At 39.9% G+C, this 22,247-nt stretch carries 13 protein-coding genes; 6 read left to right on the top strand and 7 right to left on the bottom strand.

Annotated elements, in window-relative coordinates:
• Positions 1–14: 14 nt before the first annotated feature.
• Positions 15–1,592, bottom strand: a complete 1,578-nt coding sequence (locus tag VF06_RS28650; protein ID WP_099071356.1) for a fatty acid--CoA ligase — start codon at positions 1,590–1,592, stop codon at positions 15–17.
• Between the two features lie 978 nt (positions 1,593–2,570).
• On the opposite strand from VF06_RS28650, the gene VF06_RS28645 reads away from it, so the two are divergent.
• The 3 genes from VF06_RS28645 to VF06_RS28635 all read left to right on the top strand — a co-directional run bounded on the left by VF06_RS28645 (position 2,571) and on the right by VF06_RS28635 (position 9,312).
• Complete coding sequence (locus VF06_RS28645) at positions 2,571–5,123, top strand: TonB-dependent receptor domain-containing protein (protein WP_099071355.1); 2,553 nt, start codon at positions 2,571–2,573, stop codon at positions 5,121–5,123.
• 171 nt (positions 5,124–5,294) lie between these two features.
• Positions 5,295–6,470, top strand: a complete 1,176-nt coding sequence (schE, locus tag VF06_RS28640) for a schizokinen exporter SchE (RefSeq protein ID WP_099071354.1) — start codon at positions 5,295–5,297, stop codon at positions 6,468–6,470.
• A 112-nt stretch (positions 6,471–6,582) separates the two neighbouring features.
• The gene (locus VF06_RS28635) at positions 6,583–9,312 is read left to right on the top strand and encodes a tetratricopeptide repeat protein (protein ID WP_244918221.1); all 2,730 of its coding nucleotides are present in this window, start codon (positions 6,583–6,585) and stop codon (positions 9,310–9,312) included.
• Between the two features lie 195 nt (positions 9,313–9,507).
• Here VF06_RS28635 and VF06_RS28630 read toward each other — a convergent pair whose 3' ends face one another.
• Entirely contained in the window at positions 9,508–10,113 is a 606-nt protein-coding gene (locus VF06_RS28630) for a TetR/AcrR family transcriptional regulator (protein WP_099071353.1), read from the bottom strand.
• A 147-nt stretch (positions 10,114–10,260) separates the two neighbouring features.
• On the opposite strand from VF06_RS28630, the gene VF06_RS28625 reads away from it, so the two are divergent.
• From VF06_RS28625 to VF06_RS28615, 3 genes are all read left to right on the top strand, one after another.
• Entirely contained in the window at positions 10,261–11,448 is a 1,188-nt protein-coding gene (locus VF06_RS28625; protein ID WP_099071352.1) for an ABC exporter membrane fusion protein, read from the top strand.
• Positions 11,449–11,623: 175 nt separating this feature from the next.
• On the top strand, positions 11,624–12,799 hold the full coding sequence (gene devC / locus VF06_RS28620; RefSeq protein WP_099071351.1) for an ABC transporter permease DevC: 1,176 nt from the start codon (positions 11,624–11,626) through the stop codon (positions 12,797–12,799).
• 49 nt (positions 12,800–12,848) lie between these two features.
• On the top strand, positions 12,849–13,553 hold the full coding sequence (locus tag VF06_RS28615; RefSeq protein WP_099071350.1) for a DevA family ABC transporter ATP-binding protein: 705 nt from the start codon (positions 12,849–12,851) through the stop codon (positions 13,551–13,553).
• A 172-nt stretch (positions 13,554–13,725) separates the two neighbouring features.
• Here VF06_RS28615 and VF06_RS28610 read toward each other — a convergent pair whose 3' ends face one another.
• From VF06_RS28610 to VF06_RS28590, 5 genes are all read right to left on the bottom strand, one after another.
• Positions 13,726–15,366, bottom strand: coding sequence for a hydantoinase B/oxoprolinase family protein (locus VF06_RS28610; RefSeq protein ID WP_099072447.1), 1,641 nt, complete (start codon positions 15,364–15,366; stop codon positions 13,726–13,728).
• A 117-nt stretch (positions 15,367–15,483) separates the two neighbouring features.
• Complete coding sequence (locus VF06_RS28605; RefSeq protein WP_099072448.1) at positions 15,484–16,299, bottom strand: TrmH family RNA methyltransferase; 816 nt, start codon at positions 16,297–16,299, stop codon at positions 15,484–15,486.
• Between the two features lie 319 nt (positions 16,300–16,618).
• The gene (locus tag VF06_RS28600) at positions 16,619–18,766 is read right to left on the bottom strand and encodes a hydantoinase/oxoprolinase family protein (protein ID WP_099072449.1); all 2,148 of its coding nucleotides are present in this window, start codon (positions 18,764–18,766) and stop codon (positions 16,619–16,621) included.
• A 300-nt stretch (positions 18,767–19,066) separates the two neighbouring features.
• Complete coding sequence (locus VF06_RS28595; RefSeq protein ID WP_099072450.1) at positions 19,067–19,666, bottom strand: class I SAM-dependent methyltransferase; 600 nt, start codon at positions 19,664–19,666, stop codon at positions 19,067–19,069.
• 167 nt (positions 19,667–19,833) lie between these two features.
• On the bottom strand, positions 19,834–22,041 hold the full coding sequence (locus tag VF06_RS28590; RefSeq protein ID WP_099072451.1) for a CHASE2 domain-containing protein: 2,208 nt from the start codon (positions 22,039–22,041) through the stop codon (positions 19,834–19,836).
• Positions 22,042–22,247 lie beyond the last annotated feature (206 nt).

The raw sequence follows: 22,247 nt of genomic DNA, 5'->3' as shown, positions 1-22,247 counted from the left end.
TTGCAATACTCCCTTTAATTCACACGACGTTCATAGCCTTGCCAATATTTCTCTCGAATCTTAGCCTTTTGTAATTTACCACTAGGCGTTCTTGGCAAAGATTCAGTAAACTCAACGCTTCTCGGTAACTTAAAATCAGCAATTTTACCCCGAACAAAATTGATAATATCTAATGCGCTTGCTTTCATGCCTGTTTTTAAAACCACGATCGCTTTGATTGCTTCTCCAAAATCTTCATCTGGAACGCCAATTACTGCTACCTCTCTGATGGCTGGATGTTCGTATAAAATATTTTCAATTTCTGCTGGATAGACATTTTCGCCACCATAAAGAATCATGTCTTTAAAGCGATCGCAAATGTAAATGTAACCTTCTTCATCAAAGTAACCAGCATCACCAGTATGAATCCAGCCATCCACTAAAGTTTTTGCTGTAGCTTCTGGTAATTTCCAATAGCCAATCATATTTGCAGGAGATTTGATACAAACTTCACCCACTTCAAAGCAAGATAGTTCTTTACCTTCACTATTAACGATGGCTATCGATACCCCAGGAAAGGGTTTACCCGCAGCTTTGAGGATGTTTTTATTTGCAGATGTATGGTCTTGTGCAGGTAAAGAGACGGCACAATTGCCAGTTTCCGTCATTCCATATATTTGCACAAAATTACAATTAAATGTGGCGATCGCATTTTTCAATGATGATTCAGCTATGGGGGAACCGCCATAAATAATGTATTCTAGTGATGAAAAATCTGTTTTTTGGCATAATGGTTCGTTCAACAAAACTTGAATCATTGCTGGAACCATAAATGTCTTAGTGATGCGGTACTTTTCAATTGCTTCGAGAACCTCATCACCGATAAAATTGTCTAAGACAATATTTTCGGCTCCAGCTGCTAAACCACGAATCGCCCACCATAAACTACCGATATGGAATAAAGATAAAGTCAGCAAACTTTTATCAGTTGCGTTCCAATTGATCCAAGTTTGTTTTCGTTGAGCAAATTCTTTGGCGATCGCAAAAAAACTATAATGTCCTAATTGCACACCTTTGGGTCTTCCAGTAGTGCCGCTAGTATACATTTGTACGGCTACATCATTGGCTGCAACAGCGATATTTGGTGGCTCATCACTATGTTCCTCAGACCAAATATCATAACTCAGACAATCGCCGTCAATTTCTTCTAAGGTAATAATGGTTTTCACACCATCAATCTCATTTCTAATCGCTGCTACTAACTGATAAAATTCCGCCCCAACAAACAGAATTTCCACATTAGCATCCCTGAGAATATAGCTAATCTCAGCAGCAGCTAAACGCCAATTAATTGGTACAAAAACAGCTTTAATTTTACAACAAGCAAATAAAATTTCATAAGTCTTCAGTGAATCCTTCGCTAAAATCGCTATTCGCGCACCTGGTTTAATCCCTTGGCTTAATAATGAATTTGCAACCTGATTACTTCTTTGTTCTAATTGTGAATAAGTAAGTGATTTATCCTTAAATATCAATGCTTTAGTGTCTGAAAACAGACGTGCTTGCACGCGCGGTAAATCTGCCAACGTTGTGATTTCACTGTTATATATCATCGATATTTCTCAGAAAAATTGTTCGGGTTCTTTTGTGCAGTCCTAACAAGCTATCTGAATTTATTACTAGCAGCCACCAAACATTAAGATTTTGCTTGATTTTATTCAGATATTCAACTAATACGAAATTGGCACAAAAAGATTCTATAGAAGACTGTTAACTGTGAACAGTCAACAATTTAACTAGGTTCCCTTATAAAAGGTTTTTAATCCAAAATCTAAAATCCTTTCATCCAAAACTAGTATAAGTTCTGCAAAACAGAAAGCCTAAGTTAATACAGATTTTAGAGCATTGTTAATCTAAAGTCTGTCAATAACATTGCGTATAAAATAATACATATAAGGTTTTGCTATTTATTTTTTTCGTTTGAATAAATTGAAAGTTAAAAAATATACTTTTCAATAAAGATATTTAATTAACATATTAACAGTATTCAAGGCTTAATAGATATCAAAATTAAATTAGCAGTTTTAATTGGCACTTATTTTTTTAAGTATGTTGATTGATGATTAATTTTATATCTTTTTATTTGATTAAAAAATTTTTTCGATGTTTGACAACAAGTCAAATAAATCTTAAAGGCTTGTTTATTCAGAGTTTTTAAAGTACATCAATCAATCGGTTTTAAATATAAGAAGAACTAATCAAAAACTAAATTAATAAAAATTATTATCAAAAGGCAACTTGAGAACACTATTAACTGTTGACAGTCAATGAGCCGAACCCGAATAATTTATTTTTTGGAGTTCCCTAAAACTATTTTTTAAGTTAGAACGCAATTTAGGAAGTTTGACAGTTTGTCGTTTGACACTGTAACCACAAAGCCAAACAATCTAATAGATAAACGCTGGAATAGATTTACTACTAATGGCTTAAATTTTGTCAAATTATATTGACCCTTTGGCTTCGCTCAGGGTCAACGGTGAGCGAAGTCGAACCGTTGACAATTTGAGTTCGTTTTTTGGTGTGAGGATTGAATGAAGAAACTGTATTTACGAGAAAATTTTGGACTAGCTGTCATACTAGTCATATTTATAAATCAACAAGCTTTAGCTTCAACAAAAGAAGATGGTAAAATTCTCCAGCTTTCAGATATTCAACTTCCTCATACAAGTGTAAAGGAATGGTTAGCTCAACAAGAGCAGTCTACTGTTCTAGTAACAGGGATAAAGTTGAATCAAACGGCTACTGGGTTGGAAGTGATTTTAGAAACAGCTGCATCTGACAAGTTGCAAATCACAACTCAAATTCAAGGTAATAACTTTGTTGTAAATATTCCCAATGCACAACTGCGTTTAGCGAGTGGTAATAGCTTCCGTCAAGAAAAGCCAGTTGCGGGAATTACGGAAGTATTGGCGGTCAACCAAGATGCAAATAGCATCCAAATTACTGTAGTAGGTACAACTCAGACCCCAAAAGTCGAATTATTTGATAGCGATGAAGGTTTAGTTTTAGGGGTGACAGCAACAACACCTGAAACTCAAGCATCAGTTGATAGCCAAAAACCTAATGAACCAGATATTGAACTGCTGGTAACCGCGCAAAAACGCTCAGAAGACGCACAGGGTATACCACTGAGTCTGACAGTAATTCCTCAGCAAGAACTCGAAGACGCTCAAATTAATTCTTTCAGTGATATCGCCAACAATACACCCAACTTTAGTTTTTTTCCCACATCTTCTGGCGCTGCGGAATTTAACTACTACAGTCTGCGGGGTTTAAGCAACTTTAACTTTCTCGCTAGTCAAGATAGCGTCGCCTTTTATATCGATGACGTTCCTTTTGATTACGGCGGCTTTTTGGACTTGGGTTTGATTGATTTACAAAGAGTAGAAGTACTACGAGGGCCACAAAGTACCCTTTATGGTAGAAGCAGTCCCAGTGGGGTGGTGAATGTTATTTCTCGTCAGCCAACCAATTCCCCGGAAATGCTATTTGCTGCTGGTTATGGCAACTATAATAGCCGGGAAGTGCAACTATCACTTAGCAATGCGGTGATTCCTGATAAACTTGGGTTTCGCTTTGCTGGAGTCTACAGTGGACGAGATGGTTTAGTAGATAATGTGTTTCTCGATCGCACAGTTGGAGAGCGATCGCAACTAGTCGGACGAGGCCAAGTCCTGTGGACACCAACACCAGAATTAAAAGTATCCTTTAATACCTATGCTAATTACACCGATAGCGGTAATCCTAGCTTTGTTCCCCGCAACAGTGAAGATCCCTTTAAAAGCGAACAAACAGTAGATGGTTATGCGCGAGTTAGCAGCGATACCCAAGCTCTAAAAGTTAACTATGACGGTGCAGGTTTCCAACTTACTTCAATTACAGCACGGCGCTTTACTAATCAAGATAACTTTTTAGGAGATAACGTCCCTCGACGGGACTTTTTGCGGCAGATTATCGATATTAATTCCACAGTCTGGTCGCAGGAAATCCGGTTTCAGTCCCCAGAAAGTGCTAACCGCTTACGCTGGCTTTTAGGTGGATACTATGAATCTCGTGAATTTAATGCCATCAATGATACGTTAGAATACACAGAAACCGGAGCCGCAGCTTTTGGCTTATCTTCCCCAGGACGCGATCGCGTGATTGCAGAACAATTTCGTAATACCTACGCGATTTTTGGACAGGTAGATTACAAACTAATTGAACCGTTGACCCTATTTGCCGGTTTGCGCTATGAAGCTTCTAATATCTCCCTAGACCGCCAGCGCGTCTTTGAAATTCCCAATGGCGCAGTGCTTCCTAGCAGTCCCGAACTGCGGGGAGCCGGTCTCAAAAGCGATGAATGGATTCCTCGATTTGGATTGCAGTATCAATTCAACCCAAATTTAATGGCCTATGGCACAATCTCTAAAGGTTATCGACCAAGCGGATTCAACTACCGCGCCGACACAGAAGACACACGCCGATATGGAGAGGAAAAGTCTTGGACTTACGAAGTCGGTTTAAAATCTTCCTGGCTAGACAATCGATTGACAGCAAATTTGTCGGTATTTCATACCAATGTCGATGGTTATCAAGTTTTACTAACTGATGACTTCGGGTTTTTCCGCAACGTCGCCAATGCTGATGTCAACATTAGCGGAGTAGAATTTGAACTGAAAGCCACTCCTGTGAAAGGACTAGATTTAATTAGCTCGGTTGGCTATGTAGACAGTAGATTCCAAAATTATAGAAATCCATTTACTGATGTAAATTTTAGTGACAATCGCGTTCCCCTCTCACCAGAATTTACCTACAATTTAGCAGTTCAATATCGTAGTTCTGGTGGCATTTTTGCTCGTTTAGAATTACGCGGCTACGGTACAAATTATTTTGATGATGCTAATGAAATTAGGCAAGACCCCTTTGCATTGGTAAATGCTCGTATTGGTTATGAAGGGTCTAATTACGGCATTTATTTATATGCAAATAACTTGTTTGATACTCGCTATATTACCTCTGGATTCTTTTTCCCACCACCAAATGTGACAGCAGGATTTGGCGATCCGGTAACTTATGGCGTGCAATTTCGTACAAGTCTTTAACAGTTATCAGTTTTCTGACTGAATCTTATAATTCATGAAGGTAGAAAGAAACCCACGCTTAAAAATGTTTGACTTTGGCTGTGGACGCTTGACACCCACGACCGAAGTTTTTATTCATACTTCCAGCCTTCTACCTTCTGCTTTCTGCTCCCTGCCTTTCTTTAGTAAGCTATGCTTGATAAACTGATTTTGCTAGCTAGTCTTTATACCTCTCAGTTTATACCGACAACATTTTTTCTTCAGGCATTACCTGTTTTTATGCGACAACAAAATATGTCGCTTGATGTTATTGGATTTTTGGGTTTTTTAATTCTTCCTTCCGGGTTAAAGTTTCTTTGGTCGCCATTAATTGACCGTTATCGCATAGGTAATTTAGGACATTATCGCGGTTGGATTATTTGTTTTCAATTGTTATTAGTAGCAATTATATTATTCAGCGCTTTTATTGATATTCAAAATAACTTGGTTGCTTTGCTCATTTGCATGTTTTTGGCTTGTTTGTTTTCTGCTAGCCAAGATATTGCCACCGATGCATTGGCAATAAATTTACTGGAACCTCAAGAACGAGGATTAGGTAATGCAATTCAAGCAGGGGGAAATTTTTTCGGAGCAATTATTGGTGGTGGTGGGGCGCTAATTCTCTTGGAAAAAGTGGGATGGCGGTATAGTTTAATTGCGATGTCGGTTTTGATGCTGCTCAATTTAATACCAACTTTGCTTCATCAAGAACAAGCGATCGCCAAATCAAAATTGAATAAATCTTATTTCCAAACATTTGTTAGCTTTTTCTCCCGCCCAAAAATACTACCGTGGCTTTTCGTTGTTCTCTTGTATATGGCGGGGGAAAGTATAACGACTACCATGATTCGTCCGCTTTTGGTGGATAGAGGTTTGTCTTTATCAGATATTGGTTGGTTATTGGGTATAGTTAGTTACAGCGCCCGCATTGTTCTAGCGTTGGTTGCTGGATTGATGATTACACGCCTGGGACGGAGGTATTCTTTAATTTTGTTTGGAATTGTAGCAGCTTTGGCTACGCTGTTGTACATCATACCAGCAATGGGGGTTGCCAGTTTGCCCGTGCTGTATGTGGTGTGCATTCTAGTGAGCGGTACTCAAAGTATGGCCTATACAGCCTTGCTTAGTGCCATGATGGATAAAAGCGATCGCTCAACTGCGGCAACTGATTATACTATTCAAGTTTCAGTCATGTTTTTAGGTGGCATTACTGCCACAGTTCTTAGTGGAATTATTGCTCAACAAACCGGGTACACCATCACGTTTATCATCAGTGCAGTTGTGAGTTTATTGAGTGTGTTTTTGATTTACCAAGGGAGTAGGGAGTAGCAAGTCGGGAAAAAAGTCGGATTTACCAAATCTTATCCGAAATTTGAAAAGCATAACTGTAGAGTAATTTATAGTTGTCTATACAAAGTCTGAACTATCCTAGTTGTTACAAATGGACGCCCAAGCAGCATTAGCATGGTTAGACACCATAGTTCCTGCTCAAACCGGGGAACAGTTGAGTGATTTGCAAAAAGTAATTCTTGGGCAAGTTTGGTTGGGTAGGAAATACTTAGATATCGCTCGTTCTTACGGTTGTACGGAAGGACATGCTAAGGATGCTGGTTCTAAGTTATGGAAGTTGCTATCTTTGGTACTGTGCCAGAAAATTACTAAAAGTAATTGTCGTGCTGCTTTAGAACGGGTTCTGAGAAAAAGTAATACAATATCCAATTTAATTGATTGCTCTGGTAGTCCGCCAAATGGACTGAGCGGGGGAAAGGGGAAAGGGGAAAGGGAAAAGGTTTTAAATCCCTTACCCTTTTCCCCTTGCCCTTTCCCCAGCCCTCACCCAGTATTTTCGGGTTTGCAGAGTACTAGTAGTCCGCCAAATGGACTGAGCGGGGGAAAGGGGAAAGGGGAAAGGGAAAAGGTTTTAAATCCCTTACCCTTTACCCCTTGCCCTTTCCCCAGCCCTCACCCACCATTTTCGGGTTTGCAGAGTACTAGAGTGCCACATGCCGCCCCAAAAATAATAGAGAATAGCAATTTTATTGGACGAACAGAAGCGATCGCTCACCTGAATGCTTTGGTAAATCAAGGCGCTAAAGTTATTGTCATTCAAGGTGAAGGCGGTTTAGGCAAAACTACTCTGGCGCAGCAATATCTCCAAACTCAGAATTTTGAGTTGGTTTTAGAATTGCTGATGGCTAAGGAAACGCAAAACATCACTCCCGCCGAACGAGTTGTGGAGGAATGGCTCAAACAAGATTTTGCTGAAGAACCTGGGGTAGAATTTGGGGTAACTTTAACACGACTCAAGCGCCAACTTCATAATCGGCGGATTGGGGTGTTAATTGACAATCTCGAACCTGCATTAGATCGACAAGGAGGCTTGATTGCTTCCCACCGTAACTATGTAGAGTTATTGCGGGTTTTGGCGGATGTTAGGGTGCAATCTGTAACTCTAATTACTAGCCGCGATCGCTTTTGCGAACCTGGACTAAATGTAAATCACTACAGGCTTCCCGGTTTGGATAAAAGCACATGGCAACAATTTTTTAGCAGCCGTGGATTAGTCAGCGACTCGCCAACTTTAGAAATCATGCATCGTACCTATGGCGGAAACGCCAAAGCAATGGGAATTCTCTGTGGTTCAATTCAAGAGGATTTTGATGGCGATATGGCTGTTTATTGGCAAGAAAATCACGCCGATCCCCTCGCTGCCACCGATTTAAAAAATTTAGCAGTTAGTCAAATTAATCGTTTACAAAATCTCGATCCCCAAGCTTATCACTTGCTTTGTCGTTTGGGCTGTTATCGCTATCAAGATATACCCAGTATTCCATCTCCAGGTTTATTTTGTTTACTTTGGGATGTTCCACCAGAACAACATCGTCAAATTATTACTTCCTTAAGAAATCGGTCTTTAATAGAGTGCGATAAAGGTAAATATTGGCTGCATCCAGTGATTCGCCAAGAAGCGATCGCTCGTTTGCGCCCCAGCGATGAATGGGAAATCGCTAATCACAAAGCTGCTGAATTTTGGACGGCTAGCGTTAAAAAAATTGAAAGTTTTAAAGATGCTCTGCAAGCTTTAGAAGCATATTATCACTACATCGAAATTCAAGAATTTGAGTTGGCAGGGAAAATAATTCTCAAAAGCCGAAATAATCAATGGCAGCAGTTTTTACCTCTTGGTAGTACCCTGTATCGGATGGGTTTAATTCAACCTATACTAACGGCCATCAATCAAGTTGTTAACAATTTGGAAAATCACCAAAATCTCAGCGAACTTTATAATATATTAGGCGATTTCTACTGGATAACAGGTAAAATTAGTCAAGCGATCGCCTGTCAAGAAAAGACCATTACTTTGGCAACTCAAGCACTCAAATCACTAGTGCCTCAAGTAGAAAATAAACACACAGTTTACTATCTCAGGATGCTGGAGGTAGATTCTTTGTTAAGTATTGGTCTTTATCAAATAGATTTGTGGGAATTAGAAGCAGCAACAAAGTTATTTCAACAAGTAATTTACCTCGCCCAAAATACCAAGCATCATCGCTGGGCAGAAAAAGCTTCGGTGTGCTTAGCTTTGGTATATTCTTATTTAGGTTTGCGCGATGGTTCATATCAGTTAGCAGATGTAGCTTATCAAAATCTCACAAATACCAAATTAGTAGAACAGACTGGAAGGTTTGCTTATTTCATCCAAATTTTAGGTCAAACCTACGTTAATTTAGGAGAATTTGACCAAGCAAATCAAATGTTTAACCAAGCTTTGACTTTTGCTGAAGAAAGCCACTATATGCAGGTAAAAGCCAAAACACTTAATGGTTTAGCAGAAATCCACCGACACCAAGCAGATTTTGATTTAGCTCTTGCTAATCATACAGAAGCAATCGAACTTTTGGAAAAAATCGGTGCTAAATGTGACTTGGCTGAAGCTTATTTTCAATTGGGTTTAACTTATCAAAAAATGACAAAGCCTGATGAAAGTTACATGAGTTTTCATCAAGCAATTCAGTTATTTACTGAAATTAAAGCTCCGAAGCAAATTCAAAGAATTCAGGAATCAGAATTTAGGAATCAGAATTCAGAATTCAGAATTCAGGAATCAGAATTCAGAATTCAGGAATCAGAATTTAGAATTCAGGAATCAGAATTTAGAATTCAGGAATAGGAACTTAGGCAAAGCAGGGAGTAGGACAATTATGTTTGAAGACATTACGGATTCCAAAATCCAGGCATGTTGTCTACATAATTAAATTACTCATTTAAGCCAGTAGAAGGGGCTGCTGGGAATATCGGTTTCGTATCAAAGTCTTCTAAATTCTGAATTCTGAATTCTGAATTCTGAATTCTCAATTCTGATTCCTCATCTAATAATTAATTTAACCAAATTATCCAACAGGCGATCGCGTTCCATCGGCACGATATCGCCACTTTGCATAATATCTCGCAAAAGCACAAAATGAACGAGTGTGCCAACAAAAGCCCGCGCTGTAACTTCAGCATCGGGAAGCCCTAGTTCTGGGTAAGAAGCTAGATATTGCGTAAGTGATTCTAGCATCGGTTTTTCAATGTTCTTGACAAATGCTCGCGCTAATTCTGGAAATCTCCCTGACTCACCAATAATAATCCTAAAAAATGTCAAAGCTTGTGGATCGTCTGCAATATGCTCCAACATCCTATTGGCAAAGGATCTCAGCAAAGAAGCGGGATCGCCTTGGGCAGATTGGATTTGTGCTGAATTAAAAAGTTCTTTTTTGCAAGCTAATTGCTGCATTAATGCTGTAAACAAGCTTTCTTTATCGGGATAACGCCTGTATATAGTTGCTTTGGAAACACCCGCCGCTACTGCAATTTTATCTATTCTGGCAGCTGCATAGCCGTTTTCTAGGAACTCTTGCATTGCCCCATCCAGAATCATTTCAGTCTTTTCGGGAGATAAATCCCGCTCAATACTCTTAGATTTGCTCATATCTTGATTTTATAAATAAACTAGCGAACTCATTCACATATATTTCCAGCATACACTTGACAAGACGAAACAGTTTCGTTTAGTTTGAGAATGTACACGAAACGAAACGGTTTTGTCTAGCTATCAAATCTAACTAGGAGCTTGCTCATGCTGCAAAACTTACCGGGTAGCGTCACCTCTGCAAAATCTCGTCAATGGTTTGGAATTGCTGCTGCGTTAATTATTGTGGGTGGAACTTCTGCTTACGTACTGTCGCGATCGCCATCAAATCAACAGGTACAAAATCCCAGTCCAGCCATTGCTTCACCGGAAATCACCACAGTAACAGCATTAGGGCGATTGGAACCTCAAGGAGAAACAATTAACTTATCAGCACCTACAGCTAACAACGGTAATAGAGTGGAAAAATTGTTAGTCAAGGAAGGCGATCGCGTCAAGGCAGGGCAAGTAATTGCAATTTTAGATAACCGCGATCGTCTTTTAGCAGCATATCAGCAAGCGCAGGAAGATGTAAAAGTTGCCCAAGGGAAACTTGCGATTACCAAAGCTGGAGCTAAAACCGGAGAAATCAACGCTCAACGTGCCGAAATTGAGCGTTTAGAAGCACAACGACAAGGAGACATTGATGCTCAAGTGGCAACAGTAGCTCGGTTAACATCAGAATTGACAAATGCACAGACACAATACAACCGCTATCAATCGTTGTATCAAGAGGGTGCAATCTCCGCAGCCGATAGAGATACCAGACAGTTAACTCTAGAAACTGCCCAAAAGAATTTGCAAGAAGCCAAAGCAGTATTAGCGCGGATTCAATCCACCAGTCCAGCGCAACTCAATCAAGCCAAAGCCAATCTAGACCGGATTGCAGAGGTGCGCCCAGTGGATGTAAAACAGAACCAAGTAGAAATCGATCGCGCCATTGCAGCCATGAAACAAGCCGAGGCGGAACTTAATCAAGCCTCAGTGCGATCGCCCATTAATGGTGAAATTCTAGAAATTCATACCCGCGCCGGAGAAGTCGTTGGTAATGATGGGATTGTGGAAATTGGTCAGACTCAACGCATGTATGCAGTTGCCGAGGTTTATCAAAGCGACATTAGTGACGTAAAAATTGGACAAAAGGTGCGAGTAACTAGCGATTCGATTCCTGGGGAATTGCTGGGAAAAGTTGAACGTATTGGTTCTCAGGTGAAACGCCAAACCATTGTTAATACCGATCCTAGTACCAATATTGATGCCAGAGTAATTGAGGTGCATGTGGCTTTAGATGCGGCATCAAGTCAAAAAGCTGCTAAGTTTACCAATTTGCAAATTACAGCAGAAATTGAAAAATAATATTTTTTATCCAATACAGTTGAGTTAAGCATTTCTCTCTTCTCTCTGTGTTCTCTGCGCCTCTGCGGTTCCTTAAAAAAATACAAAATCTAGACTCCGATTCAGCAACTCCCAAAATCTATCTTAATTACGAATTACGTTAGCGGAGCGGGGCATTAGCCCATTACGAATTATTATGATTGGATTTATACATCAACTCCAACGCCGAACATCCCTTGGATGGCTGCAACTAAGTAAAGAAAAAGGCCGCCTTTTAGTAGCATTATCAGGCATTGCCTTTGCTGATGTCTTGATGTTTATGCAGCTTGGTTTCCAAAGTGCATTGTATGATAGCAACACCAAACTGAGCCGCACTCTCAATGCAGATATTGTATTAGTTAGTCCCCAAGCGCGGAACACACAAAATTTAGGCACGTTTTCACGGCGACGTTTGTATCAAGCCAAGGATATTTCGGGAGTTAAATCAGCACAAGCGTTTTATTCCAATACTATTACTTGGAAGCATCCCGAAACTCGCAAAGATACATCTATGCAAGTGATTGGATTTGAGCCGGAACAACCAGCTTTAAATTTACCAGAAGTCAATCAGCAATTAAACAAAATCAAATTGCCAGATCGGGTATTATTCGATCGCAATTCTAGAGGAAGTTATAAAGATGCCATTGCTCAAGTTGAACAAGGAAAAATTGTTAGCACTGAAATTGAGCGCCGTACCGTTACTATAAGTGGATTATTTACATTGGGAGCATCCTTTGGTGCGGATGGAATTTTGATTGGTAGCGACCAAACTTTCTTACATTTCTTTCCTCGACGAGAAGCTGCTAGCATCAACTTGGGATTAATTACTCTCCAACCAGGTTACGATCCTAAGCAAGTTGCTACTGCCTTAGATTCTCATCTGCCCAATGATGTCAGAGTACTTACTAAACAAGAATACATCGAATTTGAGCAGAGCTACTGGCAAAAAGAAAGCCCCATTGGATTCATTTTTGGATTAGGAACAGCGATGGCATTTGTAGTGGGTGTTGTCATTGTTTATCAGGTACTTTCAACTGATGTCAACACTCACCTCAAAGAATATGCAACTTTTAAAGCAATGGGATACCGGAATCAATACCTACTGGCGGTAGTGTTTGAAGAAGCAATCATTTTGGCGCTTTTTGGTTTTATTCCTGGTTTCATTTTACCAATTGGACTTTATAATTTAGCAGCAAAAGCCACTGCGCTACCTATTTTAATGACAGCATCAAGAGCAACACTCGTTCTAATTTTAACGATTATTATGTGTGGAATTTCGGGAGCGATCGCCACTCGCAAGCTGCAATCTGCTGACCCTGCTGATATGTTTTGAAATTTGGGCATTGGGCATTAGTAAATAGCACATTGTAAAGGGGAATTTTATGAATCATAAACCAGTAATTTGTATCAATAATCTCAACCACTATTTTGGTCAGGGGCAATTAAAAAAACAAGTTTTATTTGACATTAACCTAGAAATAAATTCTGGTGAAATTGTCATTATGACCGGGCCTTCTGGTTCTGGTAAAACCACGTTATTGACTTTGATTGGTGGACTGCGTTCTGCTCAATCTGGTAGTTTGAAAGTCTTAGAAAGAGAACTTTGTGGTGCAAGTGCAGAAGAATTAACCATAGCACGACGCAACAATGGTTATATTTTTCAAGCACACAATTTACATAACAGTTTAACTGCTTTACAAAACGTTAAGATGGGTTTAGAACTACACAAGCATTTATCATTAAAAGAAATGCAAGAACGTTCTGCCCAAATGTTAGAACACGTTGGTTTAGGGCATCGTCTTAACTATTATCCCGATGACTTGTCAGGTGGACAGAAACAAAGAGTGGCGATCGCTCGTGCCCTAGTGAACCGTCCTAAAATCGTTTTAGCCGACGAACCAACCGCAGCCTTAGATAGCAAATCTGGGCGAGATGTAGTCAACCTAATGCAGACATTAGCCAAAGAACAAGGTTGCACAATTCTACTCGTCACCCACGACAATCGAATTTTAGACGTTGCCGATCGCATTGTCAAAATGGAAGACGGTAAATTAACCGACAACGCAGTTTTGAGTGCAGCTGCTTGATTGATAAGCTTGCACCCCAGCCCTTAATGTAATAAGGGGAAGGGGGAAAGGGGAAGGGGGAAGGGGGAAAGGGGAAGGGGGAAGGGGGAAAGGTTTTAAATACATCCTTTACTCTTTATACCTTAACCTTTTCCCAGGGCACAAGGGAAGTTCATACTCGCAACTGCCCAACTCATATTCCTTTCTGCGCCTGTGGGTGACCAAATCCACCTCCCCCAGGAGTTTCTATTACAAAAACATCTCCGACATTCATTTCCACCGTTGCAGTACTATCTAAAGTTTCTTCACTTCCATCTTGACGTTGTATCCAATTGTGTCCAACTTTTCCTGCTTCTGCGCCATTTAATCCAAAGGTTGCAACCAGTCGATGTCCAGAGAGAATATTCGCCGTCATTGGTTCTAAAAATCTGATGCGACGAACAACTCCATTTCCCCCAGAATATTGGCCTTTTCCACCACTATCAGCACGAATACTAAAACTTTCTAAAAGTACAGGATAACGCGTTTCTAAAACTTCTGGATCGGTCAAGCGTGAGTTAGTCATGTGGGAATGAACGCCATCAGTTCCATCAAAATTAATTCCTGCACCAGAACCACCGCAAATAGTTTCATAATATTGATATTTTTCGTTACCAAAAGTAAAATTATTCATCGTTCCTTGAGAAGCTGCCATTACACCCAAAGCACCATATAAAGCATCAACAATGGTTTGAGAAGTTTCTACATTACCTGCAACCACCGCAGCTGGATAAGTGGGGTTGAGCATACAGCCCTCTGGAATAATAATTTCTAGAGGATTCAGACACCCAGCATTGAGGGGAATATTATCATCAACTAAAGTCCGAAAAACATATAAAACTGCTGCTTGAGTTACAGCTTTTGGAGCATTGAAATTACTATTTAATTGCCGAGAAGTTCCAGTAAAATCAATAGTAGCCCTGCGGCTTTCTGGGTGAATTGTCACTTGCACTTGAATTTGTGCGCCATTGTCCATTTTATAAACAAAGGAACCATCCTTGAGAACAGCGATCGCCCTTCTCACCGCCTCCTCTGCATTAGCTTGCACAAATTTCATATAAGCTTGAACAATATCAAGTCCATATTGCCAAACCATTTTCCGTAGTTCTTGAACTCCCCTTTCATTTGCTGCAATTTGGGCTTTAAAATCAGCTAAATTTTGGTCGGGGTTACGAGCCGGATAAGTATGATTTAAAAGGTGATGTCTCAGAGCAATTTCTTGAAAATTTCCCTCTTCAACTAAAAGAAAATTATCAAAAAGAATTCCTTCTTCTTCCACTGTAGTACTATGGGGAGGCATAGAACCGGGAGTAATTCCGCCAATATCAGCTTGGTGTCCGCGAGAAGCAACAAAAAAAATGGGCATTGGGCATGGGGCATTGGGCATGGGGCATTGGGCATTGGTTACCCCTGCCTCAAAAGCTCCCTCCTCTCCCTTGTCTCCCTCACTCCCCAAAAATACAGGGGTAATTGCAGTTACATCAGGAAGATGTGTACCGCCGTTATATGGGTTATTAGATAAATAGACATTTCCTGGTTTTATAGTGTCGCCTTTATCGTTAATTAAACTGCGGACACTTTCACTCATTGACCCTAAATGTACGGGAATATGGGGGGCATTTGCTACTAATAATCCAGAAGAGTCAAAGATAGCGCAGGAGAAATCTAATCTTTCTTTGATATTCACAGATGTTGCTGTGTTTTGCAGAACAATTCCCATTTGTTCGGCAATAAATTGATAAAGATTTTTGAATATTTCTAGACGAACTGGGTCGGGTTGAGTTGTTGCGTACATTTTCGACTCCTGTTTGTTTAAATTCAATGAATTAGTTAACATTTGCTGATGTAAGTTGCATTAAGGAAAGTGCAACCCAACAAAAAAATGAATTAATGTTGGGTTTTACTCAACACATTATGTTCTTGACCTATAAACCTCATACATTAAGAGGCTACCTGCTACAGCAAGATTTAGGGAGTCAACTGCACCTACCATCGGAATGCGAACGAGATGCTGGCATAAGTTTCGCTGTTCTGGCGTTAGGCCTTGGCGCTCTTCGCCGAGGAAAAGAAGAGTAGAATTAGGATAGTTAAACTGATGAAATTCAGCCATTCCATCTGGTGAAGCACCAATGACAGGACAAGAGTGTTTGCGTACCCAATGACCGAGTGCAGAGAAGCTTGTGCGTACAAACTTCTGGTTAAAAAGCGAACCCATAGATGCGCGGACAACATCAGGAGCAAAGGGATCTACACTCTCTTTGATAAAAATAAACCCAGCACCACCAACAGCTTCTGATGTACGAATCAAGGTTCCGAGGTTTCCTGGCGAGCGGACAGTTTCAACAGCCACCCAGCATAAATCAGGTTGTGGTGAGATATCACGCAACTTGAACCAACGCTGACGAACTATTGCACCGACACCAGAAGCACGTTCGCTTTGGGAAACACGTCGAAATTGTTCGGGTGTCAGGTTAATGCAAGGAATACCAGAACGCCGAGATTGCCTAACTAACTTCCTTGCTAGAGGTGCTGTTAGCAGTTTCTCACTAAATGCGATCGCCGCAATATCAAAACCGTTGTCAATCACCTTTACAAAGTTACGCACACCCTCGATGTAAAACAATCCAGAGGCGTCACGATGTGCGCGGTCAAATTGGAGCCTTTTAATTTCAGTTAGCGTAGCCTCAACGTCTAACCGTTCCTGGCTGGAAATATTAACACCAGCCATCCTCCTTCAGCAGAGCTACTTGGCTCTCTACATACAAAACTTGAATTAGCATGAGATATTGCGGAAACTTTACCGCAGACATCAACTTCATTGTTACCAATACTAACATAAGCTGATTCTAAGTCTTATTTTCCCCTCACAACCTGATGTCAGCTAAAATATTAATGCTGTGATGCTAACTGACGCGAATAGCTATGACTACTTCAGTACAAAAAATTTTGAGTAATTAAGTTCCAATGAAATTCGCATATTCTTTCACCTTTCAATCGGTGTGTTTCTATTAATTCCATGTTTGGTTGATGAAATTGAATTAAAATTTCTATGCAACACGTTGCAATATTAAATGATTACGTTCAGTTAAGATTGCTTGCCAATTGGGTTCAACTACAATTGTGCTAATTTTTTCGACAATAATTGCAGTTCCAGTAATTCTATCTTTTGGTTGTAAATCTTCTCGTCGATAAATCGGTGTATTGTGCCATTTATTAGCAGTAAACATCCGGACTGTTTCAACAGGTTTGGGGGCTTCATCTAAAGAACGAGTACGATTAATTAAAGGTTCTTCTGGTGTATCCATCTTCTGAATTACTTCTACAGAAACAGATTCGACAATTAAGGTTTTCTCTAATTGAATGAAACCATAGCGCGATTTATGTTCTGTTTCAAATTCTTGTCGCATTGCTGCCACTTCATCGGCAAAATTAACTATTAAAATTGAGTTAGTGCCTTCATATTTTAAGTTAACTTTTCGCACTAATTCTACTTGAGTGCGTGCTTCATTGATTTCACTTCTAGCTTGGGTTTCTAAATATTCTATTAAGTGTTGTAATTGAGGAATTAATGCTGGAGTTAAAGGTTGTTCGACTCCTGCTTCTCTAATTGCCCGCACATCAGCTAATCCCATGCCATAAGCCGAGAGAACTCCAGCGTAAGGGTGAAGAAATATCTTTTTCATGCCCAAGGTATCGGCAATTAAACAAGCAACTTGCCCGCCTGCACCACCAAAACAACACAACACATATTGCGTAACATCATAACCACGTTGTAGGCTGATTTTTTTAATTGCGTTCGCCATATTTTCCACAGCGATCGCCATAAATCCAGCCGCTACTTGTTCTGGTGTACAATGATTTCCTGTAGTAGTTGCAATCTCTTGGGTTAATTGTGTAAATTTCTCAATCACAATATCTTTATCTAAAGGTAAATTCCCATCAATTCCAAAAACTGAAGGAAAATATTGCGGGTGAATTTTACCTAACATTACATTAGCATCAGTCACCGCCAATGGCCCGCCACGACGATAACAAGCAGGGCCGGGAATTGAACCAGCAGATTTAGGGCCGACACGATAACTAGAACCATCAAAAAACAAAATCGAACCGCCACCAGCCGCAATAGTATTAATTGCTAATACCGGAACTCGCATTCGTGCGCCAGCAATTTCTGATTCTAATTCTCGTTCATACTCTCCTTTAAAATGAGCAACATCTGTACTGGTTCCTCCCATATCAAAGGTAATTACTAACTCAAAACCTGCCCTTTTACTAGTTTGAACTGCACCAACAATACCCCCGGCTGGGCCGCTTAAAATACTATCTTTTCCTTGAAATTGTTCAGCTGCAACTAAACCGCCATCGGATTTCATAAACATTAGTTTGATGAAAGATGAGGTGCTACCTTGTGCCCCATCCCCAATGCACAATGCCCCATGCCCCATTTTCAATTCACTCGCCACTTGATTGACGTAGCGACGTAAAATAGGAGTTAAATAAGCATCGACTACTGTTGTATCTCCTCTGCTAACTAATTTCATTAACGGACTAACTTGATGAGATACAGAGATTTGAGTAAAGCCAATTTCTTGGGCAATGGTCGCTATTTGTTGTTCGTGTTGGGGATAGCGATCGCTATGCATCAAAACAATGGCACAACTACGAATTCCTGTATGATAAACTGCTTGCAAATCCCCTTTGACTTGCTCGATATTTACAGCAATTAATTCATTACCTTTGGCATCATAGCGTTCATCTATTTCTATTACTTGCTCATAAAGCATGGTTGGTAAAACAATATGACGAGCAAAAATATGAGGACGATTTTGGTAGCCAATTCGCAGGGCATCTTTAAAACCTTTAGTAATTAGCAGCACAACTCTATCGCCTTTTCTTTCTAACAGTGCATTTGTGGCTACCGTTGTCCCCATTTTTATCACTTCTATTGCTTCGCCAGGAATTGCTTCATTACTAGAAAGACCCATAATATCCCGAATGCCTTGAATAGCTGCATCTTGATATTGTTCGGGATTTTCTGAAAGTAATTTATAAACTATAATCCATTGTTGATGAGGCAGAGGAACAATTAAAAAACGTCCGGAATGTTTTGAAAGTCTGTCGATAATTGCTTGGTTATTGGTAACAGCAACAATATCTGTAAATGTACCACCCCTGTCTGCAAAAACTTTTAACATCGCTTTGTTTCCTCAATAGCTTACAAGTAGATTAACAATAGGATACGATGTGTTTCTACTCTAAGTGTAGAAAATTTTTCAGACAACTGTCGAAGATTGACCTGATATCATGTCCACTTGATTACTTATTAAACGCAAAAAACCCCAAAGAGCCAAAGCTACGCTTTGTCTCCCCTCCCCGAACTTCGGGGTGGGGTGCAATGACTGTGGGAATCATAACTAATTTTCTCTGCGGTTTCTTATTTCATTACTTGTGCGTAAGTCCTAAAAACTAATTCATACTTTCAATTAGCAACAATGTTAAGTCTTTTGAGCAATTATATAAACATGATTTTCCGGATATTGGTCATATTCCAGATGGCGACATGTGCAGTGATGCTCGGTCAAAATTTGTAGGAAAGCATCTACTCCTAAAGTGCTATAGTCAAAGTTTAAATCTTGAAATGAACCTGAAATCTCACTTTTTGTATGTCCGCCGCCACAGGTGAACAAAAGTACTCCATTGGGTTCTAGAGCATCGCACAGCTTTTTCATCACAGGCTCTTGCATATTTAGCGGTAAATGAAAAGTGCTGTCCCAAGCTGAAATGAAGCTGTAAAGTTTTGCAGGAATCCAATAGCAGATGTCTTCATTGTAAAATGTAATTTCTGGATGTAAAGACTTGGCTAAATCGATCATTTCGGTGGAAATATCAAGTCCTTCAGCCTGAAATCCATATTTAGTGAAGACGTTAATGAAACGTCCACTGCTTCCACATCCTATGTCAATAGCTGAGTGTCGCCCAGAAGTAAATTTGATAGCCCGCTCCAATTGCGCGATACCATATAACGAATCTTGATGCTCAATTTGCCACCATTGAGCAATTTTATCGTATTGCGTGGCTGTAGCATTTGGATTCATAATGTTTACCTTCAATAATATAGCGTTTTCTAGTCTACTGAGGCACAAATCTCTGCGTACCTGGAGCGCTTTACTTTGCGTCCCTACCCTGCGGGAACGCCTAACGGCGGTATGCGTTTCAAAATATTATCTTCACCTCACTTAACTGTAAATCGCTATATCTCAATTCAATTAATTGAAATTCGTTTTAAATCTTGTAAAACTGCGGCGGCTGATTGATAGCGATCGCTAAAATGATAGCAAACCATTTTATCTAAAATTACTGCTAATTCTTCGCTGACTCGTGCTGTTTGTCGCCACATCACATTACCCGTTTCTAGATCTGGATGTAGTTCCTGTGGTGGTATGCCAGTTAAGGCTTGAATGGCAATCATTCCCAAAGCATAAATATCACTGCACAAGCGGGGATGACCTGCAAATTGTTCTGGAGGTGCATAACCCCGCGTTCCGATGGCCACTGTGGCTAATTCTGTTTGTTCGCTACTAGGCGGCTGCATTAATTTCACAGCCCCAAAGTCAATTAAGACTAATTGATTATCTTTAGCCCGTCTAATAATATTAGTCGGTTTAATATCGCGATGAATCACTCGATGTTGATGAACAAATGTCAGAATTTCTAAGATTTCTTTGAGCATGGCAATCACAAATGATTCGCTTTGTAAGTGATGTGCAGGTGGCAATTCTTCACTTAAAGTATGTCCTTCAATATATTCTTGAATTAAATAAAATTCTTGGTCATCTTCAAAATATGCAAGTAATTCTGGTATTTGATGATGTTTGCCCAAAGTTTCTAAAATTTCTGCTTCACTATTAAATAATCTGCGAGCAACTTGTAAAAATCTGCTATCTTGGCGCGCTGGCATTAATTTTTTCACAACACAAGTGGGATTCCCCGGTCGTTGAGTATCTTGGGCTAAATAAGTACGACCAAATCCACCTGCACCCAAGACTTTGGAAATTTGGTAACGTCCACCCAACAGCAAATCACCAGATTTTTTTTGTGTTGAATCAATGGCCTCAGGAAAATCAAGTTGCGAATCTGGAATTGCTGTTTTATCTTCTAAAATCAGATTTAATTGGGCGATGGCTTCTTGTTGTTTTTCAACTTGCAGAATAATTATTTGAGTCTGCCGTTGATTTTCATAATTAGTATAAGCCATAACGCAGATAATACTAAACGTTAAAGCCAAAGCAGAAGGAATTAACGGTATCCATCCGGCTTCAAGAAACAAAATAACGCAGATTCCCACTAATACAACTAAGGTTATCCCGCCCATTGTTAACAAAAGTAAGGGATTTCGCAACCACCATGCTAAAGTACTACCTAAAACTGCCCAGCCCCACAGCCAAATTAATTCTATCCAGTCAGGCCAATACCAAATTAAAGGCCGCCCATCCAATACTGTACTAATTAATTGACTCGCTATTTGTGCGTGAATAAATACAGCAGGCATTCTCGCTGGTTGATCTGGTAAACTGCTGTAAGGTGTATAAAAGCTACTTGAATTTTGGCTAACTGAGGTAGTCCCAATAATTACTAAACGATTTTTAAATAAACTGGGATTAACGCTGTTGTTAAGAACTTCTGTTAATGTCACCTGTTTGGCAAGGTAATTTGGGTGACGATAATTTAATAGTATTTGATAACCATTGGCGTCTAAATGTTGATAACTACCAGAATTAGGTTGGAGACGCGGAAAGATAACTTCACCTAGCTGAAAATTTCCTTGTTCTGTGAATTCGTATTCAATTCCTTGTTGTTCCAAATACTTAATGGCAAGTAGCGACCCAAATGCAAACGATGTCGTACATTTTTCATCTGTAGAATGGGCGAATAACAAACTCCGGCGCAGAATTTGGTCATTTTCATTATCAGGAACTACATCGCTAAAGCCAACAAAATCTATGGGAAAATTCAACGGTGGTGGAATTTCATTTCTACCAACGCTGCTAAACAAGCAAGTACTAATAATATTGTTTTGATTTTGTTTGTTTGCGCCTAAACTTTTATTTAGTGGAGGAAAAAGATATAAACCAACAATACGCGGTTGATAAGAATTGATTTTTTGTAACAGTTGATTAATTTTAGTATCTGACAGATTCCATTTTTCTGGTTGGAGATCTGCATCAGTGATGGTTACCAGTAAAATTCGTTCATCTGGTGGTTCTAGAGGACGCGATCGCAACATCTGATCGTACACTCTTAATTCCCAAGGCTGCAACCAGTTGAGTTCACGAATTCCCCAAATCGAGCCGGTGACTGCTACACTGCTAACCAAAATAACTTGCAGCCAGCTATTGCCCAAGGAAGTTTGACGCGAATTTCGATCTTTGACAAACGGTACACGGAGTTTTTCTAAAAATCCACTAATCACAATGTTGCGGCGCTAGCCTCAATAGGTAGATTCCTCTAATTTAATCTAGCAATTTACCTGCTAATTCGAGGCATTGGCTTGTCAAATTTTTAGGGACTTCCAAGTAAAAAAATATTCCACAGAAGACTGTTGACTGTTGAGTGTCAGCAGTAAAGGCTGAGCAGAGTCGAAGCCTTGACCCTGAGCAAAGTTAAAGGGTCAACGAC

The sequence above is a fragment of the Nostoc linckia z4 genome (genome assembly GCF_002608075.1).
GTDB classification, from domain to species: Bacteria; Cyanobacteriota; Cyanobacteriia; order Cyanobacteriales; family Nostocaceae; genus Nostoc; species Nostoc linckia.
Note: the sequence above shows the minus strand (reverse complement) of the source record. Positions and strands in the feature narration are given on the sequence as shown.